17 protein-coding genes are annotated in these 22668 nt (G+C 57.2%); 6 read left to right on the top strand and 11 right to left on the bottom strand.

Annotation, left to right across the window (positions count from 1 at the left end; genetic code table 11):
- Positions 1 to 58: 58 nt before the first annotated feature.
- Complete coding sequence (locus ACH518_RS01135) at positions 59 to 670, top strand: TetR/AcrR family transcriptional regulator (protein WP_445371556.1); 612 nt, start codon at positions 59 to 61, stop codon at positions 668 to 670.
- Here the strand turns inward: ACH518_RS01135 and ACH518_RS01130 are convergent.
- Entirely contained in the window at positions 638 to 3331 is a 2694-nt protein-coding gene (locus tag ACH518_RS01130) for a cation-transporting P-type ATPase (protein WP_445371555.1), read from the bottom strand. The two genes, ACH518_RS01135 and ACH518_RS01130, sit on opposite strands and share 33 nt — an antisense overlap.
- A 189-nt stretch (positions 3332 to 3520) precedes the next feature.
- Here ACH518_RS01130 and ACH518_RS01125 point away from each other — a divergent pair, with 189 nt between their 5' ends.
- Positions 3521 to 3727, top strand: coding sequence for a hypothetical protein (locus ACH518_RS01125; protein WP_278210659.1), 207 nt, complete (start codon positions 3521 to 3523; stop codon positions 3725 to 3727).
- A gap of 43 nt (positions 3728 to 3770) precedes the next feature.
- Here ACH518_RS01125 and ACH518_RS01120 read toward each other — a convergent pair whose 3' ends face one another.
- Entirely contained in the window at positions 3771 to 4532 is a 762-nt protein-coding gene (locus ACH518_RS01120; protein WP_445371554.1) for a HesA/MoeB/ThiF family protein, read from the bottom strand.
- 202 nt (positions 4533 to 4734) lie between these two features.
- Here ACH518_RS01120 and groES point away from each other — a divergent pair, with 202 nt between their 5' ends.
- The 3 genes from groES (at position 4735) to ACH518_RS01105 (ending at position 7605) form a co-directional block, all read left to right on the top strand.
- Positions 4735 to 5022 (top strand): co-chaperone GroES, encoded by a 288-nt coding sequence (gene groES / locus ACH518_RS01115; RefSeq protein ID WP_054760220.1) that lies wholly within the window; start codon positions 4735 to 4737, stop codon positions 5020 to 5022.
- 56 nt (positions 5023 to 5078) lie between these two features.
- On the top strand, positions 5079 to 6719 hold the full coding sequence (gene groL, locus ACH518_RS01110; protein ID WP_140912446.1) for a chaperonin GroEL: 1641 nt from the start codon (positions 5079 to 5081) through the stop codon (positions 6717 to 6719).
- Positions 6720 to 6873: 154 nt separating this feature from the next.
- Positions 6874 to 7605 carry an Hpt domain-containing response regulator gene (locus ACH518_RS01105; RefSeq protein ID WP_445371553.1) on the top strand — a complete coding sequence of 244 codons (732 nt, stop codon included), beginning with the start codon at positions 6874 to 6876 and terminating at the stop codon, positions 7603 to 7605.
- A 53-nt stretch (positions 7606 to 7658) separates the two neighbouring features.
- Here the strand turns inward: ACH518_RS01105 and ACH518_RS01100 are convergent, their stop codons facing one another.
- The 6 genes from ACH518_RS01100 to adk all read right to left on the bottom strand — a co-directional run bounded on the left by ACH518_RS01100 (position 7659) and on the right by adk (position 15614).
- A complete protein-coding gene (locus ACH518_RS01100) occupies positions 7659 to 10634 on the bottom strand; it encodes a FimV/HubP family polar landmark protein (protein ID WP_445371552.1) in 2976 nt (991 codons plus the stop codon).
- Between the two features lie 65 nt (positions 10635 to 10699).
- Entirely contained in the window at positions 10700 to 11722 is a 1023-nt protein-coding gene (locus tag ACH518_RS01095) for an aspartate-semialdehyde dehydrogenase (RefSeq protein WP_445371551.1), read from the bottom strand.
- Between the two features lie 6 nt (positions 11723 to 11728).
- Complete coding sequence (leuB, locus tag ACH518_RS01090; protein WP_140912442.1) at positions 11729 to 12808, bottom strand: 3-isopropylmalate dehydrogenase; 1080 nt, start codon at positions 12806 to 12808, stop codon at positions 11729 to 11731.
- A gap of 22 nt (positions 12809 to 12830) precedes the next feature.
- Positions 12831 to 13469 (bottom strand): 3-isopropylmalate dehydratase small subunit, encoded by a 639-nt coding sequence (gene leuD, locus ACH518_RS01085; RefSeq protein ID WP_140912441.1) that lies wholly within the window; start codon positions 13467 to 13469, stop codon positions 12831 to 12833.
- A gap of 3 nt (positions 13470 to 13472) precedes the next feature.
- Positions 13473 to 14879 (bottom strand): 3-isopropylmalate dehydratase large subunit, encoded by a 1407-nt coding sequence (gene leuC, locus ACH518_RS01080; protein ID WP_140912440.1) that lies wholly within the window; start codon positions 14877 to 14879, stop codon positions 13473 to 13475.
- 96 nt (positions 14880 to 14975) lie between these two features.
- The gene (gene adk, locus ACH518_RS01075; protein WP_445371550.1) at positions 14976 to 15614 is read right to left on the bottom strand and encodes an adenylate kinase; all 639 of its coding nucleotides are present in this window, start codon (positions 15612 to 15614) and stop codon (positions 14976 to 14978) included.
- Between the two features lie 280 nt (positions 15615 to 15894).
- Here adk and ACH518_RS01070 point away from each other — a divergent pair, with 280 nt between their 5' ends.
- A complete protein-coding gene (locus ACH518_RS01070; RefSeq protein WP_445371549.1) occupies positions 15895 to 18930 on the top strand; it encodes an ABC transporter substrate-binding protein in 3036 nt (1011 codons plus the stop codon).
- 18 nt (positions 18931 to 18948) lie between these two features.
- Here ACH518_RS01070 and rsmA read toward each other — a convergent pair whose 3' ends face one another.
- From rsmA to pdxA, 3 genes are read right to left on the bottom strand one after another with little or no spacing between them, the layout of a single operon-like run.
- Positions 18949 to 19734, bottom strand: a complete 786-nt coding sequence (rsmA, locus tag ACH518_RS01065) for a 16S rRNA (adenine(1518)-N(6)/adenine(1519)-N(6))-dimethyltransferase RsmA (RefSeq protein WP_445371548.1) — start codon at positions 19732 to 19734, stop codon at positions 18949 to 18951.
- A 39-nt stretch (positions 19735 to 19773) separates the two neighbouring features.
- The gene (locus ACH518_RS01060; RefSeq protein ID WP_140912436.1) at positions 19774 to 21639 is read right to left on the bottom strand and encodes a tetratricopeptide repeat protein; all 1866 of its coding nucleotides are present in this window, start codon (positions 21637 to 21639) and stop codon (positions 19774 to 19776) included.
- Between the two features lie 11 nt (positions 21640 to 21650).
- Positions 21651 to 22634, bottom strand: coding sequence for a 4-hydroxythreonine-4-phosphate dehydrogenase PdxA (gene pdxA / locus ACH518_RS01055; protein WP_445371547.1), 984 nt, complete (start codon positions 22632 to 22634; stop codon positions 21651 to 21653).
- Positions 22635 to 22668 lie beyond the last annotated feature (34 nt).

Raw genomic sequence — 22668 nt, 5'->3', positions numbered from 1 at the left:
TGTCTACATGGTCATGGTAGCAATAGTAGACAGAGTTGTCTACAATCGGGCCATGGCCATGGATCCCTCGAAAACCGCTTCCGAATTACCCGCGCGCGAGCGAATTTTGTTGGCGGCGCACGACTTGTTTTACCGCGAAGGTATTCGCGCCACCGGCGTCGATAAAGTGATCGCCGAGTCGGGCGTTACCAAAGTCACGTTCTACCGCCACTTTCCGAGCAAGAACGCTTTGATTCGGGCGTTTCTGGATTACCGGCACCGGATCTGGATGGAATGGTTTGCCGACGCGATCCGGCGCCATGGCGGCTATGCGGGAAGCGGGCTATTGCCGCTGGTCGAGGTGATGGCGGAATGGTTCCGCAAGCCGATTTACCGCGGCTGCGCATTTATCAATAGCGTTGCCGAACTGGGCGGCGCGTTGCCGGATGTCGTCGAGATTTGCCAGAGCCATAAGCAGGACATGGCGATGGCGATTCGGGAATTGCTGGTTGATACGCCTCAGCGCGATGCGCTGGCGCAAGCGGCGGCGGTCGCGATAGACGGCGCTATCGTCCGCGCCCAGACCGAAGCCCGGGACGCGGATGCCAAACAGTCGTTGGATAGTTTGGCCTTGCTGTTGTCGGCATTGCAGACAGCGTCAACGGCGGCGGCCGAAGCGGCGCAGCAGTAACTTTTCCAGGCCGACGATGGCGTAAATCGCCAGGCTGACCGCCAAAATCAATAGCCATTCGTCCTGGCCGATCGCCGCGCTGCCGAACAATTGCTGCATGACCGGCCAGTAAGTGAACAATAACTGCAGGGCAATCATGGCGCTGACGCCGACCAAGACCCAGGGATTGGAAAATACGCCGACTTTAAACATCGAATAACGTAAAGAACGGCAATTGAACAAATAAAACAATTCGCCGAATACGAACACGTTTACCGAGACCGTACGGGCTTTGGCCAGGGTTGCTTGCTGCGTCAATTCCCATTCGAACAAGCCGAACGCGCCGGCCAGCAATAGCACGCCGACCAGACAGATCCGAAACAGCAAGTGTCGGGTCAGGATCGGCTGCTCCGGATTGCGCGGCTGACGCTGCATCAAGCCCGGTTCCTTGGGTTCGAAGGCCAGCATCAATCCCAATAGCACGGCCGTGGTCATATTGATCCACAAAATCTGCAGCGGTGTGATCGGCAATGCCACGTTGGCGAATACCGCTGCGGTGATGACCAGGCCCTCGCCGAGATTGGTGGGCAGGGTCCAAGCGATGAACTTCACCAGATTGTCGAACACGCCGCGGCCTTCTTCGACGGCGGCTTCTATCGTCGCGAAATGGTCGTCGGTCAGCACCATGGCTGCCGCTTCCTTGGCGACTTCGGTGCCGCCCAGCCCCATCGCTACGCCGATGTTGGCCTGACGCAAGGCCGGCGCGTCGTTGACGCCGTCGCCGGTCATCGCCACGACGTGGCCTTTGGCTTGTAGGGCGCGGACCAGAAGCAGTTTTTGCTCCGGGGCGATGCGGGCGTAAACGCTGCAATGTTCGACCTGCTGTAGATAGTCGGCTTCGGCGTAATTTTCCAGTTCGCTGCCGGTGATGGCTTTTTCGCTGTGGCGCATGCCGAGTTGCTTGGCGATTGCCAAAGCCGTGACCGGGTGGTCGCCAGTGATCATTTTTACGGCGATGCCGGCCCGGTAGCAGGCGGCTATCGCCCGGGCCGCTTCCGGCCGCGGCGGGTCTATCATCGCTTGCAGGCCGAGAAATGTCAGGCCGCTGCGGACTTCGCTCTGGTCGACGGCATCGTCGCCGTGGTCGGTACGGGCGAAGGCCAGCACGCGCAGCCCTTGCGCGGCCAGGATTTCGACTTGGCGTTGCAGTTGGGCTTTGTCGAGCGGAACCTGTTGCAAATCGGCGGAAAACGCGCGGTCGCAGCGGTCGAGCAAGCTTTCCAGCGAGCCTTTCAAGTAAACGTGGCGTTCGTCCAGCGCCAGATTACGGTGCAGCGTGGCCATGAACTGGTATTGCGATTCGAACGGAATGGTGTCCAGCCGCGGATGGCCCTTGCTGACGCTGGCGTGGTGCAAACCGGCTTTGTGGGCGGAAACCAACAACGCCGCCTCGGTCGGATCACCTTCGATCCGCCAACTGTCGACATCGGCGATCAAGCGGGCATCGTTGCACAGCAGGCCGGCTTTCAGGCATTCGAGCAGAGCCGGTTTTTGTTGCGGATCGACCGGTTGGCCGGCCGCTTGAAATTCGCCGTCCGGCGTGTAGCCGCTGCCGCTGACGGCGAACTGCTCGCCGCCGGCATAAACGAATTGCACCGTCATTTGGTTTTGGGTCAGCGTGCCGGTTTTGTCGGAACAGATCACCGTGGTGCTGCCCAAGGTTTCCACGGCAGGCAGTTTGCGGATGATCGCATTGCGCTTGGCCATGCGCGAGACGCCGATCGCCAGCGTGATGGTCAGCGCCGCCGGCAAGCCTTCCGGAATCGCGCCGACCGCCAATGCCACGGCGGCCATGAACATATCCAGCGCGCTTTCGCCGCGCCAGACGCCGACGGCAAATGTCAGCGCCGCGCAGGCGACGATGGCCCACAGCAGCAATTGGCTGAATTGGCTCATTTTCCGGGTCAACGGCGTTTCCAGCGGTTCGGCCGCCGCGATCAAACGGTTGATGCGGCCGATTTCGGTGTCGTCGCCGGTGCCGACTACTACTGCCAAGGCGCTGCCGTAACTGACCAGCGTCGACGAATAAGCCATATTGGTGCGGTCGGCCAATAAGGTCGCGGCGGGTAAGGTCTGGGCCTGTTTTTGGGCGGGCACGGACTCGCCGGTCAAAGCCGCTTCGTCTATTTTCAGTTCACGGGTTTGCAGCAGTCGCAAATCGGCCGGCACCTTATCACCGGATTGCAGATAGACCAAATCGCCGGGCACCAAGTCGGCGGCCGCTATTGTCCGACGTTGGCCGTCGCGCAGTACATTGGCGCTGACGTTCAGGGTTTGGGCGAGGGCATTGATCGCTTTCAGCGCGTTGGCTTCCTGGATGAAGCCGATGATGGCGTTGACCAGCACTACGCCGAATATGACGCTGCTGTCGGCCCATTCTTCCAGGAAGGCGGTGGTGGCGGCTGAAAACAGCAGAATGTAGATCAGCGGTTGGTGGAATTGGCTGAGCAGTAAGCGCAACGGACCCTTGCCGCGCGGCGGCGTCAGGCGGTTGGGGCCGGCTTGTTCCAGTCTGGACTGGGCGGTTTGGCTGGACAGGCCGGCGCCGAGTTGCACGTCCAATTGCGACAGTAACTGCTCCGGCGCCAGGTTGTGCCAAAGGGTTTGCGGATTTTGCTTCATGGTCTCAGAAAAACGGTTGTGGCAGAGGGGCTGTGCGCGGTTTTTCGGCGCCGATTCGGGCCGGCATGCGCTTCGGATTGACAATCGTCATCTTCTGCTTGTTCCTTGTTGGTTATGGGGTTATAGTCCGTAACCGAGGCCTGTGGCCTTATTCTAAATTAAAATAAAAACAAATAGTTGGAGGTAGTTATGGGCGGAGTTATCGAACTGGTGGTTTTGATGCTGATTATTGCCATCTTCGCGTTCGCACCGTTAGGGTATTTCATTTATATGTACACAATGAAAAACGGCGAGCCGTTCGGCGACATTGAGCCGCACGGCGACAGCGAATCGCCGGTGTTGAACGCGGTGGCCAAAGCGATTGACGCGGTCAAAGGCAAACTTGGCAAAAGCTGAGTCGCCAACGTGATCGGTAAAAGCCGGGCTTATCCCGGCTTTTTTATGCGTGTCCGCCGGCCGTATCGCCGCAGGTTGGGCAACTCGGGTTTTTCTTTAACCGCATCGTGCGCCATTCCATACTCAGGCCGTCCAGCATCAATAAGCGTCCGATCAACGGATTGCCGATTCCGGTCAGCAATTTTATCGTCTCTAGCGCCTGCATGCTGCCGACGATGCCGGTGATCGGGGCGACCACGCCGTTCCTGGCGCAATTTTGCAACTCTTCGCCGTCGCTTTGGTACAGGCAGTTGTAGCACGGGCTTTGGTTGCGGCCGGGCGTGAACACGCTGATTTGGCCCTCGAAACGGATCGCGGCGCCGGATACCAACGGGGTCCTTTGTTCTACGCAGGCTTGGTTGATGGCGAAACGGGTGGCGAAATTGTCGCTGCAATCCAGCACCACGTCGGCTAATTCGACTTCGTGCCGCAATTCGGCGCCGGCTAGCCTTTGCTTGCGCGCCACCACAGCCACCTCCGGATTAATTTTTTCCAGCGTCTGCCGGGTTGAAATTACTTTATCCAACCCTATATCGGCTGTGTCGTGGGCTATTTGCCGCTGCAAATTACTCAGGTCCACTTGATCGTCGTCGTACAAGGTAATGCTGCCGACACCGGCAGCGGCGAGATACATCGAGGCCGGCGAACCCAAGCCGCCGGCACCGACGATCAGGATTTTGGCGTCCAGCAGTTTTTGCTGACCGGTGATGTCGATTTGCGGCAGCATGATCTGCCGGCTGTAGCGGAGCAGTTGTTCGTCGTTCATAACGCGGATAGTGGTGGCTGGGCCGCAGATGATGCCAAAGAGCTTGACAGAGTGCAAAACCCGGATATTATTAGCACTCGTTATTGGAGAGTGCTAATAAATTGCAAGTTGTTTAAAAAACGCGTAGTCCGCTCTGGAGCGGTCGGCTTTTTAAAAAGCTTATCAGTTTTAACCTTTAACTTTATTAATCGAGGAGACATTGATGAAAATTCGTCCGTTACATGACCGTGTAGTCGTAAAACGTGTTGAGGAAGAGACCAAAACCGCTGGCGGTATCGTGCTGCCGGGTTCTGCCGCCGAAAAACCGAGCGAAGGTGAAGTGCTGGCTGTTGGCTCAGGTAAACCGTTAGACAACGGCCAAGTACGTCCTATGGCAGTCAAAGTCGGTGACAAAGTATTGTTCGGTAAATATTCCGGCACCGAAGTTAAAGTCGATGGCGAGCAATATATCGTCATGCGCGAAGAAGACATCATGGGCATCTTGGGCTAAGCCCTATTCACCTCATTTATCTTTTTCAATCTCTTTAAATATTTAGGAATTAAAAAATGGCAGCAAAAGACGTGAAATTCGGTGGCGACGCCCGTGCTTTGATGGTAGCCGGTGTCAACATTCTGGCGAACGCGGTTAAGGTAACTCTGGGCCCTAAAGGCCGTAACGCCGTGCTGGACAAAAGTTTCGGCGCACCGACCATCACCAAAGACGGTGTGTCTGTTGCGAAAGAAATCGAATTGAAAGACAAATTCGAAAACATGGGCGCGCAAATGGTTAAAGAAGTGGCGTCCAAAACTTCAGACGTGGCCGGTGACGGTACCACCACTGCAACCGTGCTGGCGCAAGCCATCGTCAACGAAGGCCTGAAATCAGTCGCAGCGGGCATGAACCCGATGGACCTGAAACGCGGTATCGATCTGGCGGTAACTAAAGCGGTTGCAGCCATCGAAGAGGCCTCTATTCCGTGCAGCGACAGCAAAGCCATCGCTCAAGTTGGTACTATTTCAGCTAACTCCGATGCATCTGTCGGCGACATCATCGCCGAAGCGATGGAAAAAGTCGGTAAAGAAGGCGTCATCACCGTTGAAGAAGGCACCGGTCTGGATAATGATTTGGACGTCGTCGAAGGTATGCAATTCGACCGCGGCTATTTGTCACCATACTTCATCAACAAACAAGAAAGCATGAGCGTCGAATTGGACGATCCTTTCGTGTTGCTGTACGACAAAAAAATCTCCAACATCCGCGAAATGTTGCCGATTCTGGAAGGCGTGGCCAAATCCGGTCGCTCTTTGTTGATCATCGCTGAAGACGTCGAAGGCGAAGCTTTGGCTACTCTGGTGGTCAACAACATGCGCGGTATCGTTAAAGTGGCTGCGGTTAAAGCCCCAGGCTTCGGCGATCGTCGTAAAGCCATGCTGGAAGACATTGCTGTACTGACCGGCGGTGTGGTGATTTCTGAAGAAGTCGGTCTGTCTCTGGAAAAAGCCGACATCAGCCAATTGGGTACTGCAAAACGCGTCCAAATCAACAAAGAAAACACCACCATCATCGATGGCGCTGGTAACGAAGACCAAATCAAAGGCCGTGTTGCGCAAATCCGCGCTCAAGCCGACGAAGCGACTTCCGATTACGACCGTGAAAAACTGCAAGAACGTCTGGCCAAACTGGCTGGCGGTGTTGCGGTCATCAAAGTCGGCGCCGCAACCGAAGTGGAAATGAAAGAGAAAAAAGCCCGCGTCGAAGACGCCCTGCATTCAACTCGCGCTGCGGTTGAAGAAGGTGTGGTGGCCGGCGGCGGTACTGCGCTGATCCGTGCCCTGTCTGCTCTGGAAGGCCTGAAAGGCATCAACCACGACCAAGACGTCGGTATCAGCATCCTGCGCCGCGCGATGGAAGAGCCTTTGCGTCAAATCGTCAGCAATGCCGGCGATGAAGCCTCGGTCGTTCTGAACGAAGTCAAAAAAGGCAGTGGCAACTTTGGTTACAACGCTGCAACCGGCGAATACGGCGACATGATCGCGATGGGTATTCTGGATCCGGCGAAAGTGACTCGTTCAGCGCTGCAAAACGCCGCTTCCGTTGCCGGTCTGATGATCACCACCGAAGTGATGATCGCTGACGCGCCAAGCGACAACAAAGGCCCGGCAATGCCTGATATGGGCGGCATGGGCGGCATGGGCGGCATGATGTAATTCATCCCGGCTTTGGCCAGAAACCCCGGTCTCCGTAAGGAACCGGGGTTTTTTTATGCTTGCAGTCTGCGGGCGAATTGAATTCCAGATCGGCCGAAATTAAACTGAGCTTTCCAATCGACTTGAGCCGGACGGCGCAATAGCGGATTTAACCATGGCTGCTGACTGTAAAATATTGATAGCCGACGACAACGAAACCAATCTTTGGCTGCTTTGCGAGCAATTGTCGCAATGGACTCAGGATGTGATGTTGGCCGGCGACGGCCGCCAGGCTTGGAGTTTATTGGAGCAGCACCGATTTAGCCTGCTATTTCTGGATTTGAATATGCCGTTTCTGAGCGGCTTCGATTTAATCAGCCGGTTGCGCTCCCAGTCAGGTCCGAACTGCCAGACGCCGGCCGTTGCCGTCACTGCCCATGCGCAGGAAAGTCAGCGTATACAGGCATTGGCGGTCGGATTCGACGATTATCTGGTCAAGCCGATCCGTTTGGCGCGGCTGCAGGAAATCTTAGAACGGTGGCAAGCGGAAGACGTTGGTGTGGACTATTACGCCCGGCAATTGTTGGGCAAAACCCGTGATAACAAGCCGCTCAGCCAAATGTTGATCGGCAAGTTATTTGCCGAATTGCCGGTCCAATTGGCCGATATCGAACGCCTTTTAGGTGAATCGGCTAATCAGCAAGCGTGGGAAATTGTGCATAAATTGCACGGTACCTTTTGTTTTTTCGATTTTGCCGATTGTCGGACCGTGACCGAAAGTCTGGAGCAGGCCTTGCTGTCCAACCAATTGGCACAGGCCGACCAGCATTTCGAGGCGTTGAAGCAAAAGTCGGTGTGGTTGTTGAACAATCAGGCTGCGGTATTGAAATCGTTGGCCGCCGGTTAAACGGCGGCTGCTACAGCTCTGGCGGCGGAATAAACGGGCGAAACAGTTCCGGGTTATTTCAATTCGTCCAACAAGGCCTGCGCCACCTGCTGTTGTTGTTTGGAACCTTTGGCTAGCACGTCTTCGGCAATCGTTTTTGCCGCGTCCAAATCGCCCATGTCGATATAGGCCTTTGCCAAGTCGATTTTGGTTTCGTACTCGTCCATGTCGGTCAGATCGGATACGCCAACTTCGAACTTGTCGTCGCTGCCGGAGCTGATAATCGGCGCGTCGAAATCGAATTCGAAATTGAAATCGTCTATTGCGTCGGATTTAGCCGTGTCCCCGGTTTCGGCCGGTTTCGGACTCAGACTGTCGAAGTCGGAGAAGTCGAATGTTTCCAGTTTTAATTCGGATTCCAGATTCAGCGGCGAATCGGCTTTGTGGGCAGTGCTTGCCAACTCGGGAGCCGCTAGGTCTGCATCGAAATTAAAATCGAAGCTTTCGATATCGGCTACAACCGGCTCCGCTGCTGCTGGTTCAGCTTGCGTCACTTCCGTGACCACGTCGCTGAAATCGAAACCTTCAATCTCCAGCGTCGATTCCTCAGCAGATGCCAGTCCATTGTAGGCAACCTGCTCGGACTTAGCTGTTTTTGGCGCTTCCAGCTCGAAATTAAAATCGAAGCTATCGATGCTGGCGTTTGCTGCGGACGCGCTGTCTGCGGTTTGCGGCTCGTCGTCGGCAATGCTGGAGAATTCTATGGTCTCCAACGCAAGGTCGTCGCTGACGGCGGCGGATTGGGGTTTCTCGTCCACTCCCGGCGCGGTGAAATCTAAATTGAAATCAAAGGATTCGATATGTTTATCGTCGACAGTCGGTTCGTCCCGATCCGCAGGGGCGGCGTGGTCAAGGGATACGCTTTTCAGGTCCGGCGTTTTGGATTTCGCGCCGCCGTCGAATTCGCCTAAATCGAAATCCAGGCCGTTATCGTCCAGTTCCAGGTTTTTATCGAGATCCAGGTCCAGATCCGCCAATTCGTTATCCAGTAGCGCGAACACCGAGTCATCTTCCAGAGTGGCCGTTTCGGCTTCGGTCGACGGGGCTGTAACGAAGGTGGGCTCGAATGATTCGTTAACCGCAACTGCCGCAACAGCTGCGCTGGAATGGTCGGCTTCGGCAGCGAATAGGGGAGAGTCCGCCGCAATTTCTTTGGCCATGTCCGCAATTTTTTTCCAGAACGGCTTGTCGGCTTTTTTGCCGGCGTCGGCCAGCTCTCTGGCGTAAGCGCAGAAAGCGTCTTTATTTTCGCTGGCGTAAAAGATTTCCAGTAGTTTCAGTTTGCATTCGTCGCGGTTCGGCTGTTCCTGAATCGCATGCCGGATCAATTCTTCAGCTTGTTGGTAGCGGCCGTATGCCAGATAAACGTCGGCTTCCGAGATTGGGTCGACTTCGTTTTGGTCGGTGTCGAACGCGTCGAAATCGCTCGGCGTGAAATCGCTGATAAACGAACTTTCCCCGACAGTGCCGACGTCGTATTCGGACGTGTTGCTGATGTCCATGATCGGCACCGAGAGACTGCTTTCAGAATCCGGCATTTGGATTTGGCTGGCCGAAGCAAACATGCTTTCGGTGTTGATGCGTTCGTCTATGTTCCGCTTGCGCCAGAGTAACCAGCCCAGTAACCCGAGCACGCCGCTGCCCAGGCCGCCGATGACCCAATAGTAAGCATCGGACGAAAATAGCCCTTCCTCTTCGGGAGCCGGAGCCGGAGCCGGCGGCGCTACTTTTATTACCGGCTTCGGCGCTGGTGGCGGAGCCGGCTGTGGCGCAGGTTGTTCCGCTGTTGGTGCTGGAGCTGGGGTTGGCGCTTGCGTCTGGCTGGGTTCCGCTTTTGCTTGTGGCGTTACCGCAGGCGCTGTCTGAGCCGGAGCCGGAGCCGGAGCTGGCGACGGCACAGTTTCGGCTTGCGCTGGTGTTTGTTTATTGTTTTGTAGCGACGCGAGTTGCTGGTCTTTTAATGCCAGCAACTGCTGCATCATGTTCAGCTGTTGTTCCAGCTTTTCGATGCGGGCTTGCAGTTCGAGATCTTTGCCGTCGCCGGAGGCTTCCGCCGCGCTTTCGGCGCCGGCATGCGGGGCCGTCGAATGCGAGCCGGATTTGGCTTTCTCGCCAATAGCGGTATTGGTGCCAAGTTTAGCTTCCGACGGGGCGATCAGCTCCAACGGTTTGGCGACTTTTTCTGTCGCTGCCGGTTCGGTCTTTGCCTGTTTGGCCGCTGGTTTGGACTCTGCCCGTAGCGGTTGTTGGCCCGGCTCCAGGTTCGGGATTTTTAACAGGGCGCCTTCTTTCAGCGAGTTGATGTTGCCGTTATTGAATGCCTCGGGATTGGCTCTATGCAATGCATTCAGCATTTGATACGTCGGCACATTGCGTTCTTGGCCTAGTCGAGCGGCGACACTCCATAACGTGTCGGTTTTTTGTATGGGACCGTATTCGCCGTCGGTAGCAATTTGCTGATTGGCGCTATCGCCCGGCTCCGCTGCGACCGCTCGCCGCGGTGCGGTGCGGGTTTTCCGGGCAGGGCGGGGGGGCACTTCAAGCGGTTCCTCGGAATAACTCGGACTTTGGACGACCGGGATCGTGGCTTTGTTGTAGGCGGTGGGCGGGTCTATCAGCAGCGTGAATTCGCGGGTCATGCTGCCTTGCGGCCAGGTGACTTCCAACAGGAAGTCCAGAAACGGCTCGGTCAACACTTCCCGCGAAGTGATTTTGACAAGGATGGAGCCGTTGGCCTGTACGACAGGCTCGAACCTGATTTTCGACAGAAAATAATTCCAGACTACGCCTGCTTGGTCGAACTTCTCCGGCGGCGCCAAGCGAACCGACACGTCGGACGGATTTTCGCTCGGGTCGACGGTCAGTTTAATTTCGGCATTGAGGTGTTGATTCAGCGCGGAATGCAATTGTATTTCGCCGATGCCGAGCGGCAGGGCGTTAACCGGCGCCAGTAGCGAGACAACCGCTAAAGCTTTAGTTAAATTGCTCACATTGCTTTCCTTCACTGGTGACACCTCGGTGCGACGACCTCACAAAAAACAGAGCTAAGCTTAGACTAGATGTGGCTTTTTACCAGCAGTTCGGCAATCTGCACACTGTTAAGCGCGGCACCCTTTCTGACGTTATCGCTGACTACCCACAGATCGATTCCGCTTGGATGCGAGATATCTTCGCGGATCCTGCCGACGAAGACGTCGTCGTGGCCGGAGGACTCCGTTACTGCAGTCGGATAGCCGCCGTTTTCTCGTTCGTCCAGCAAGGTGACGCCCGGCGCATGGCTCAGCAATTCGCGCACGCGTGCCGCGGATATTTTCTGTTTGGTCTCGATATGTACCGCTTCGGAGTGACCGAAAAATACCGGCACCCGCACCGCGGTGGGATTAACCAGGATATCGGCATCGCCCAGGATTTTTCGAGTTTCCCAGACCATTTTCATTTCTTCCTTGGTGTAGCCGTTGTCCATGAACACGTCGATTTGCGGCAATACGTTGAAGGCGATCTGTTTCGGATAAACGCTGGGCGAAACCGGTTTCGCATTTAACAAATTGGCGGTTTGCGTCGCCAGTTCTTCGATCGCTTCCTTGCCGGTGCCGGATACGGCCTGATAAGTGGCGACGTTGATGCGGCTGATGCCGACTGCATCGTAAATCGGTTTCAAGGCCACCAGCATCTGAATGGTGGAGCAATTCGGGTTGGCGATGATGCCGCGGTTCTTGTAGTCGGCGACTTTGTCCGGATTGACTTCCGGCACCACCAGCGGGATGTCGTCGTCGTAGCGAAATTGCGAGGTGTTGTCGATCACGACGCAGCCGGCCGCCGCGGCTTTCGGTGCGTATTCGGCCGATACCGAGGCACCGGGCGAGAACAGGCCGATCTGGACTTTGGAAAAATCGAATGTAGCTAAATCTTCAACGACCAGCGAGCCGTCTTTAAATGGAATGCGTTTGCCCGCCGAACGTTCGCTGGCCAGCGCATACACTTTGCCGACCGGGAAATTGCGCTCTTCCAGAATGGAAATCATGGTTTCGCCGACCGCGCCGGTGGCGCCGACGACCGCTACATCGTAGGTTTTAGACATCGTGGATTATCCTTGTAAAGCTTTGAGAACGGCGTCGCCCATGCCGGACGTAGTGACTTGGGTCATGCCGTCCGAGTAAATATCGGCGGTGCGCACGTTGGAATCCAGCGCCGCATTGACCGCCGCTTCGATGCGTTCGGCCGCTTCGGGTTGGTTGAAGGTGTATCTGAGCATCATCGCCACCGACAAAATCGTCGCCAGCGGATTGGCGATGCCTTGGCCGGCGATGTCCGGCGCCGAACCGTGGATCGGTTCGTACATGCCCTTGGCATTGGCGTCCAGCGAAGCCGACGGCAGCATGCCGATCGAACCGGTCAGCATCGCCGCAACGTCGGATAAGATATCGCCGAACATATTGGTCGTAACGATGACATCGAACTGTTTCGGTGCCCGCACCAACTGCATTGCCGCATTGTCGACGTACATGTGGCTCAGCTCGATGTCGGGATAGTCCTTGCCGACTTCGGTCATCACGTTGCGCCATAATTCGGTGACTTCCAGCACGTTGGCTTTGTCGACCGAGCACAGCCTTTTATGGCGTTTTTGAGCGATACGGAATGCGGAATGGGCAATACGGCGAATTTCGGATTCGCTGTAAATTTCGGTATTGGCGCCGACCTTTTCCCCGGATTCGGCAATATGGATGCCGCGCGGTTGGCCGAAGTAGATGCCTCCGGTCAACTCGCGGACAATCATCAGATCCAGGCCGGAAACCACTTCCGGTTTCAGCGTCGAGGCGTGCACCAGTTGCGGGTACAAAATCGCCGGCCGCAAGTTGGAAAACAGGTTCAGCTCCGAGCGGATGCCCAACAAGCCGCGTTCCGGCCGGATCGCGTGCGCCAACGGTTCCCATTTCGGGCCACCCACTGCTCCCAGCAGCACTGCGTCGGCGTTCTTGCACAGGTTCAAGGTTTGTTGCGGCAGCGGCGTGCCGAAGGCGTCGTAAGCGGCGCCGCCAACCAGCGCAGTCTCGAAACTGAGGCCGAGGCCCATGTCGGTGTTGACAAAACTCAACACCTTCAGGGCTTCGGCGACGATTTCCGGGCCTATGCCGTCACCCGGTAACACGGCGATTTTTTTGGGCATCAATCGACCTTATGCTTGCGGTTTAAGCTTCTCTGAACAACCAGGGCGCGCGTTTGGCGCGTTCCGTTTCGTAAGCCTTGATCTTGTCCGCGTGTTGCAAGGTCAGTGCGATGTCGTCCAAGCCGTTCAGCAAACGGTAGCGGCGGTTTTCGTCGACGCTAAAGGCAATCGCCTCGCCGCCGGGCGTGGTGATGGTTTGGGTTTCAAGGTCGATGGTCAATTGGTAACCGTCAGCCAGTTCCTTGAACAAGCGGTCCACTGTTTCAGCGGGCAGCACGATCGGCAGGATGCCGTTCTTGAAGCAGTTGTTAAAGAAGATATCGGCGAAGCTCGGCGCAATAATGGCGCGGAAACCGAAATCTTCCAGCGCCCACGGCGCGTGTTCGCGCGACGAGCCGCAACCGAAGTTTTCCCGGGTCAACAGGATTTGCGCGCCTTGGTACTGCGGTTGGTTCAACACGAAGTCTTTATTCAGCGGCCGGTTGCTGCAATCCATTTCCGGCTCGCCGCGGTCCAGATAACGCCATTCGTCGAACAAATACGGACCGAAACCGGCGCGGCGGATCGACTTCAAAAACTGTTTCGGAATAATCGCATCGGTGTCGACGTTGGCTCGATCCAGCGGTGCAACCAAAGCGGTCAAAGTGGTAAAAGCCTGCATGGTTTAAGCCTCCTCGGCGACGTTGACAAAGTGGCCGGCAATCGCTGCCGCGGCAGCCATCGCGGGGCTGACCAAGTGGGTGCGGCCGCCGTAACCCTGGCGGCCTTCGAAGTTGCGGTTGGAGGTCGAGGCGCAATGTTCGCCGGCGTCCAGCCGGTCGGCATTCATTGCCAGACACATCGAGCAGCCGGGTTCGCGCCATTCGAAATCGGCCGCGATGAAGATTTTGTCCAGACCTTCGGCTTCGGCTTGCTGCTTGATCAGGCCGGAACCGGGCACGACCAGTACTTGCTTGACCGAAGCGGCTTTCTTGCGGCCTTTGATTGCCGCTGCCGCCGCGCGCAGGTCTTCGATGCGCGAGTTGGTGCAGGAACCGATGAAGACTTTGTCCAATTTGATGTCGGTGATCTTCTGGCCGGCCTGCAAGCCCATGTATTGCAACGCGCGTTCGATGCTTTGCTTTTTGACCGGATCGGCTTCTTGAGTCGGGTCGGGAATGCTGGCGTCGACCGGCAATACCATTTCCGGCGAGGTGCCCCAGCTCACTTGCGGTTTGATCGCGGCGGCGTCGAATTCGATCACTTTGTCGAATTTGGCGTCGGCGTCGGAATGCAGTTTTTCCCAGTAACGCACCGCCATGTTCCAGTCTTCGCCTTTCGGCGAATAGGGGCGGTCGCGGTAGAACTCGATGGTTTTTTCGTCGCAGGCGATCAAACCGGCGCGGGCGCCGGCTTCGATGGCCATGTTGCAGACGGTCATGCGGCCTTCCATGCTCAGCTCACGGATGGCGTCGCCGCCGAATTCGATGGTGTAGCCGGTGCCGCCGGCAGTGCCGATTTGGCCGATGATCGCCAACACGATGTCTTTGGCGGTGACGCCGGGACCGGTTTTGCCGTTGACCTTGATCAACATGTTTTTGGCTTTCTTTTGTACCAGCGTCTGCGTCGCCAGGGCGTGTTCGACTTCAGAGGTGCCGATACCGAAGGCCAGCGCGGCCGATGCGCCGTGAGTCGAGGTATGCGAGTCGCCGCAGACCACGGTCATGCCGGGCAGGGTGGCGCCTTGTTCCGGGCCGACCACATGCACGATGCCTTGGCGGATGTCGGCCATGTCGAATTCGGTAATACCGAACTCGGCGCAGTTGTTTTCCAGGGTTTGCACCTGCAATCTCGAAACCGGATCGGCAATGCCTTGGGCGCGGCCCGATGTCGGCACGTTATGGTCGGCCACCGCCAGATTGCGCGCCACGCGCCAGGGTTTGCGGCCCGAGATCCGCATGCCGTCGAAGGCTTGCGGTGAAGTCACTTCATGCAGCAACTGGCGGTCGATATAGATTAAGCACGAGCCGTCGTCTTCGGTGTGAACGACGTGGTCGTCCCACAATTTGTCGTATAAGGTTTTACCTGCCATCTTGGTTTCTCTCTGGTAGGGTACGCGCGGCGTACCGTCTCTAACTAAAAGGTACGCGATACCCGAAAGGGCATAAATGCGTACCCTGAACTTTTGTTATGCCAATGCTGCGAACAGCTTGTCGGTGATGTCCTGCACCGAGCCGACGCCGGCGATCGAGGCGAATTTGGCGGTTTGGTCGGCTGCGGAATAAAAACCCACCAGCGGTTTGGTTTGCTCGTGATAGACGCTCAGGCGCTTGCGCACGGTTTCTTCCTTGTCGTCGTCGCGTTGGAGCAGCGGCTCGCCGGTAACGTCGTCGACACCTTCCTGTTTCGGCGGGTTGAATACGACATGGTAGCTGCGGCCGGAAGCCGGATGCACTCTGCGGCCACTCATGCGCTTGATGATTTCCTCGTCGTCGACGGCAATTTCCACGACATAGTCCAGCTCGACTCCCATTTTGGCCAAGCCTTCAGCCTGGGCGATGGTGCGCGGGAAGCCGTCCAGCAGAAAGCCGTTTTTGCAGTCGTCCTGGGCAATGCGTTCCTTGATCAGGCCTAAAATAATTTCGTCGGAAACCAGGCCGCCGCTATCCATGACCTTTTTGGCTTCGATACCCAGCGGTGTGCCTTCACGGACCGCGGCGCGCAGCATGTCGCCGGTCGAAATTTGGGGGATGCCGAATTTCTCGGTGATGAACTGGGCCTGGGTGCCCTTGCCCGACCCAGGGCTGCCTAACAAAATAATACGCATTGCAACATCTCCGGAAGATATTGTGTGGTTAGAAAATACCGCCGTATACGGGAAATCCGGCTTGGTTAACGTTTAAGAAAAATGCCGCATTTTAACGCATTTATCGAAGGCTTGCTGATTTGTCCGGCGTCGCAAGTTTCGGGTGTCGATCGCTCAAGCCGGCGGCTGGCGGAGGTGCGCTTTCCGGAAAACGGGTTATGCTTATGCCAAACCGCTAATCCCGCGAGCGATTCGCTGCCTATGCCGGATATCGGTCTTGGAATATAGGAGGCCAGTCGGCATGGCTGTATCGAGAATCGGTTTGATAGTGTTGCTGTTCGCGGTCGTCCGGATTGCCGGCGCCGTGCAAGCCCCGGACACGGTAACGCTGCAACTGAAGTGGAAACACCAATTCCAGTTCGCCGGCTACTACGCGGCGCTACACAAGGGGTTTTACCAGGACGCCGGGCTGCGGGTCAGCATCGTCGAAGGCGGGCAGGAGCGTTCGGTTTCGGAAACGGTGGCATCGGGACAGGCCGAGTTTGGGGTCGGCAATTCCCAGTTGATTTTGGATAGAGCCAGCGGATTGCCGGTAGTGGTATTGGCTCCCATCATCCAACATTCGCCGCTGAGCTTGGTGGTACGCCACGACAGCGGCATCCGCGACGTTGCCGATTTGGCCGGCAAGCGGGTAATGTACGGGCCGAACGACGCCGAATTGCTGGCGTATTTCATTCAATCCGGTCTGCACCCTGCCGATTACCAGCGCCAAACCCATAGCCAAAACATCGACGATCTGATCGAAGGCCGTACCGACGCGATTTCCGCCTACTCTCCCGATCAGCCTTACACGCTGCATCAGGCCGGCATCGGTTACACCGAGTTGCGGGCTATCGACGCCGGTATCGATTTCTACGGCGATACCCTGTTTACCAGCGAGGCACAAGTCAAACGGCACCCCCAGCGAGTCAGGGCCTTTCGGGCGGCAAGCTTGAAGGGGTGGGCCTATGCGTTGCAGCATCCTGACGAAATCGCCGAGTTGATTCAGCGCGAATACATCCCCGAAAGGCCGTTGGAACATCTGAAGTGGGAGGCCAGGCAATACCGCCGCTTCATCATGGCCGACCTGATTGAACTCGGCCACAACAGCGAGTCGCGCTGGCAGCACATCGCCGATATTTACACCCGCCTGGGTATGCTGCCGGAAAGATTCGATTTTAGCGGCATGATCTACCATCCCGACGGCCAGGACCTGTCCTGGCTGTATCCCTGGTTGGCCGGTACGCTGACCATACTGATACTGTTAGGCGGATTTGCCTATCTGCAAATGCGGAGCCGTCGCGCAATATTCCGCGTGCTGAGTCGCCAAGAGAAGATGACCGCCAACTTGCCGGGCATGATCTACCAGTTCCTGCTACGGGCCGATGGCCGTTCCTGCTTTCCCTACGCCAGTGCCGGCATTTACGGTGTTTACGGCGTCGATCCCGCTGCCGTGCGCGTCGACGCGGCGCCGATGTTCGAGGTATTGCATCCGGACGATTTGGAAAGAGTGCGGCGGAGTATCGCGCTTTCTGCCGAGAGCCTGAATGTCTGGCGCGACGAGTACCGCGTGATCCATCCCGAGCATGGCGAGATTTGGCTGGAAGGCCATGCTACGCCGACCCGGTTGGAAAACGGTGATGTTCTGTGGCACGGTTTTATCACCGACATCAGCGAGCGCAAAGCAATGGAGCAAGCCTTGCGTAAGAGCGAAGCGCGATTTCGCAACATTGCCGCCACGGTGCCGGGCATGCTCTGCGATTACGTGTTACCGCCTCGGCCCGATGCCGGTTTTCTCTATGTCGGTCCGCGCTGTCGCGACATTTTGGAGCTGGAGCCGGAGGCTGTGCTCGGCGACGCAAGGGCTTTCACGCGCTTGATTCACCCCGACGATCTGCCGCGGCTGGCCGTCGAAGAGCAAAACGCCAGCCGGGAAGGGCGTTATTTCAATGTCGAGTTTCGCATCATCGCGCTGTCCGGCCGCTTGAAATGGCTGCAATTGACCGCCCAGCCCAATCCGGCGGCCAACGGCGAATCGGTGGTGTGGACCGGCATCATGCTGGATGTCACCGAGCGGAAGCAGGCTGAGGAAAAATTGGCACAGGCCAAGGAGGTCGCAGAGTCGGCCAATCGCGCCAAGTCGGTGTTTTTATCCAGTATGAGCCACGAGCTGCGTACGCCTTTGAATTCCGTCATCGGATTCAGCCAGCTGCTGGAGTCCGATACAGACGAACCTTTGACCGAAGGGCAGCTCGGTTCGGTGCGGATGATACTCGGCAGCGGCCGGCACTTGCTGAAACTGGTCAACGAAATTCTGGATCTGGTTCGTATCGAGTCCGGTAAAACCGAACTCAAATTGGTGCCGGTGGCATTGCTGCCGGTGTTCAAGGAAGTCATCCTGTTGTTGTCGACCATGGCTTCGGCCCGCGGCATTGAATTGCGTCTGTGCCGTCGCGACGATACCGCCGCTGAAAGCCAGCCGGCGGCACAGAGCCCGGCGTTAGCGGTCAAGGCCGATCTCGACAAGCTCAGGCAGTTGTTGCTGAATCTGGTCTCCAATGCCGTCAAATACAACCGGGACGGCGGCACGGTCGATTTGGATTATCGGATTCAAGGGAAGACCGTAACAATCGATGTGACAGACACCGGAATAGGCATCCCGGAGCGCTACCAATCCGAATTGTTCAAGCCGTTTCAGCGCCTGGGTGCGGAGCGCAGCTCCATCGAAGGTACCGGTATCGGTTTGGTAATTTGCAAACAATTGGCCGAGGTCATGGGCGGGCGGATCGGCTGCGAAAGCCGGGAGGGCGTCGGCAGCCATTTCTGGGTGGAGTTGGCCGTGGCCGAGCCCGAGCCAGAGTACATTTCCGAGGCGGTGGACGCCGAAGAAGCCGGCGTGAATGGTGTTGTCGGCGCGGGTGTCTGCGGCAAGGTGGTGTATGTCGAGGACAACTCGGTGAACGTCGACGTGATGCGCCAAGTATTCCGGCGGCTGCCGGAGTTGCAGCTTGACGTCGCCGCCAGCGCCGAGCAAGCCTTGCCGATGATCCGGGCCTTGCAACCGGATTTGGTGTTGATGGACATCAATTTGCCGGGTATGAGCGGCGAGGTTGCCTTGCGCGATTTGCGCCGCGATCCGGCGACCGCCGCCGTTCCGGTGATTGCGATCAGTGCGGATGCCATGAGCGAGGATGTGGCCCGCTACATGGCGGCCGGATTCCAGGACTACGTCACCAAACCGTTCAATATCGCAGAGTTGATCGGCCTGATCCGCCGCTGCATAGCCGGGCAGACCTAAACATTGCAGCTGTTTTGCTTAGCGGGGAGTGGCAATGCGCCGGCTTAGCGCGGCAAATTGCTCCAGCGTCACGGCTTCGGCGCGCAAGTTGCTGTCGATGCCGAGCTCGTCCAGGAGCTCCGCTTCGACCAGGTTTTTCAAGGAATTGCGAATGGTCTTGCGCCGCTGCGAGAACGCTTGGCTGACCAAGCTGTTGAAGTCGTCCAGGTTGCCGACGGCGGCCGGCGGCGCGGCATGCGGCGCCAGTCGGACGATGGCCGACATCACCGCCGGTACCGGATCGAAGCTTTCCGGCGGCACGTCGAACAGCCACTCCGCCTCGCAGTAGTACTGCATCATCACGCTGAGCCGGCCGTATTTTTTACTGCCCGGTTCCGCGCAAATCCGGTCCACCACTTCTTTTTGCAGCATGAAATGCATGTCTTCGATGCAGCTCGTGGTTTCCAGCAAATGAAACATCAGCGGTGTGGAGATGTTGTAGGGCAGGTTGCCGATCACCCGCAATTTTTCGCCGGCCCCGGCCAAGCCGCTGAAGTCGAACTTCAGCGCGTCGGCGCTGTGGATGTTGATGTTGGCGTTGCCGGCAAACTGCTTTTGCAAGCGCGTCACCAAGTCCCGGTCCAGCTCGACCACGTCCAATTTCACGCCGCTGTCCAGCAGCGGTTTGGTCAGCGCGCCCAGGCCGGGGCCGATTTCGACCCAGTGTTCGCCCGCTTGCGGGTGGGCATAATCCAAAATGTCTTGGATGATGCGGTAATCTTGCAGAAAGTTTTGGCCGAAGCGTTTGCGGGCGGTGTGGGTCATGATGTTGCCGTTTAGGTAATTCGAAATCTACGGAACGCGTTAATCGATCCAAGGCGTGTCGAGTGCGATAGGCTCGATTGCTTGCCAACGCGGAATTTGCTCCAGTTCGGCAACTTCGTCGGCATTGAGAATCGCGGCGCTCAGCGCGGTATATAGTAAATAATCTCCTTTAGCCAACCGGCCTTGCACGCTCGCCAAGAGTGCGTCGAAACACCAATCGCTGCGGGTAAAGCCATTGCTTAACAAGGTTTTCGCTCGGCCCAAGGCGGCGCTGTCATCGCCTTGTCGCAATCGTGCAATCAAACCCAGATAAAACGCCGCTTCGGCGCCGATTTGTTCGCTTTGGCCGGCGTTGAGTTGCCAGGCCTGCCTTGCCAAGGTTTCCGCTTCAGTCAATTGGTTTTGTATCAGCTTCAAACAGGCGAAATTGCCGTTGCGGTCGGCATTACTAGGATCGAGTTGCAAGGCTTTGCGGTACAGGCGTTCGGCTTCGTCGTAATCCTTGCGGATATTCGCCATGAAGAAAGCGAAATTGCCGGTATGGTCGTGACCATTCGGATAGAGTTCCAAAGCCTTACGGTACAAGCGCTCTGCCTCGTCGTAGTCTTGGCGGCTATACGCCATGAAACTAGCGAAATTGCCGGCGTAATCTGCGTCATTCGGATCGAGTTCTATGGCTTTACGGTAGAGGCGTTCCGCTTCGTCATAATCCCGGCATTTTTTTTTCATGAAGATAGCGAAATTGCCGGTCAATTCCGCGCTGTTTGGGAATTGGGCCAATCCCTCACGATAAATCCGTTCGCGTTCTATTGGATCTATTTCCTGACGGGCTTTCAGTTCCCAATCCCACCAGTTGTTGAGTTTTTGCCGGGCAACGCTGTCGTGCAAGGCTTGTTTGACGGCCTGGGTTTCTGGCGATTGATCGCCGGTGGCGCTATCCAGTCGTTTTTGAATCTCGTCCACTTGGGTTTGATAGTGTTTGGCGCGATCCTCTGCGCGTTGTCTGACCGCATCCGCCAAAAATTGATATTCAAATTGGTTGTGTAATTGCAGCATGAATTCGTCGAAACCCACCACAGGCACCAGTGCGCCGTTGTGCTGGGCGACTAACAGCCGGATTCGATCACTGGGTAGGCCGTCGTTTTTGCGGTAACACCAAAAAATGCCGCCGGGAATGCTTCCGCTCGGCATGGCGCGCAAAAAATCCATCAGGCTGCCGTCGTTGCCGCCGTAGCCCAGCACGATGGGGGTGTGGTGGGAAAACAGCCGGGTTAAGGCCTGTTCCCAACCATCCGCCAAGTGGTTGACGCCATCGCCGTCGTTGATCGGCGCGAACAACAGATCGCGATGGATTTTAGCGATTAACGGTCGACGCAAACGGGTGCGAACAAAGCCGGCCAGCGATTCGTGGCCGCATACCAAAGGATAAGAGCGGGTATAAATCGACAAGGCCTCGGCGACCAGATTGTCGAAGTTGGTGGTAACCACCACTTTATGCCGGGTTTGGTGGAGGATGTTGGAGAGTACCGAGTATCCGAAGCTGGGTTCCCTGTCCGCCATTACCGCTTCCAAATCGGCATAGCCTTCTTCCGGATCGCGGCGAAAGCGGCGTTCGTAAATTTGCGGGTAAAACTCGGCTTTCCGGGTGTAATCGAAGCCTGGGATTTGCAGATTGTCGGACTTGGCCCAGTCCGTTAGCGCGTCTTGCGTCTCGGCGCGTTGATGCAATTCTGCCAGCCATTTTTGCACCAGCTCGCCGCCGGTCGGAATCCCGGAAGCCCGCGATGCCCCGGCACCGAGGATAAAGGCAAACGAGCGATCGGGCATTTGATCGTGAACTCGCATGAAATGCGCCAGAAAACTTTGGGTGCTCCAGTGCTCGGGTTCCGGTATCGATTCAGTCATCGCCGCTTCCTTTATTTTGTTCCTATGCTCATATCCAACGCCGTCTGCAATGCAAATTGCAAGCTGCCGAGTTCGGCTTTGCCGGTGCCGGCCAGTTCCAGTGCGGTGCCGTGGTCGACCGAGGTGCGGACGATGGGCAGGCCGAGGGTGACATTGACGGCTTGGCCGAAGCCTTTGAATTTCAAAACCGGCAGGCCTTGGTCGTGGTACATCGCCAGTACGGCGTCGGCATGGTCCAGGTATTTGGGGGTGAACAGGGTGTCGGCGGGCAATGGGCCGTAAAGATGGATGCCCTCGCTGCGCAGGTGTTCCAGCGTCGGTTCGATGATTTTGGTTTCTTCGTGGCCGAGGTGGCCGTTTTCACCGGCGTGCGGGTTCAGGCCGCACACCAGAATCCGCGGCTCCGCGATGCGGAAGCGCCGGCGCAAATCGTGGTCCAGTACTCTGATGACTCGGCGCAAAGACTCGGCCGTGATCGCGGCGCTGACCTGGGCCAAAGGCAGATGGGTGGTGGCCAGCGCGACCCGCAGCCCCGGCGTCGCCAGCATCATCACCGGATCGGCGGCGCACAGTTCGGCGATGAATTCGGTATGGCCGCTGAAGCGGAAGCCGGCATCGTTGATCGCGGCTTTATGCACTGGGCCGGTGATCATGGCCGAGAACGTGCCGCTCAGGCAGCCTAATGTGGCCTGGCGGATGGTTTCCAGCACGTAGTGGCTGTTGTCCGGATTCAGCCGGCCGCAGACCGCCGCTGCGCTGAGCTTTAGCGGTAACACCGACAGTGTGCCGGAGCGATGCGGCAGGGCCGGCCGGTCCGGCTCGAACGGTTCGATGGTTAGCGGCAGTCCCAATTTTTCGGCCCGCTGCGCCAATAGTTCCGGGTCGGCGACGGCTACCGGTTGGCATTGCAGCGCTCGTTGCACGAGTTGTACGGTTAAATCCGGGCCGATGCCGGCCGGTTCGCCCGGCGTTATCGCTATTCTGGCTATCGTCATAATTGTTCCCCCGAAACGGGTGTGCCGTGCGGAC

It is taken from the genome of Methylomonas sp. HW2-6 (assembly GCF_052474525.1).
This window is presented reverse-complemented; position numbering and strand designations above follow the sequence as displayed.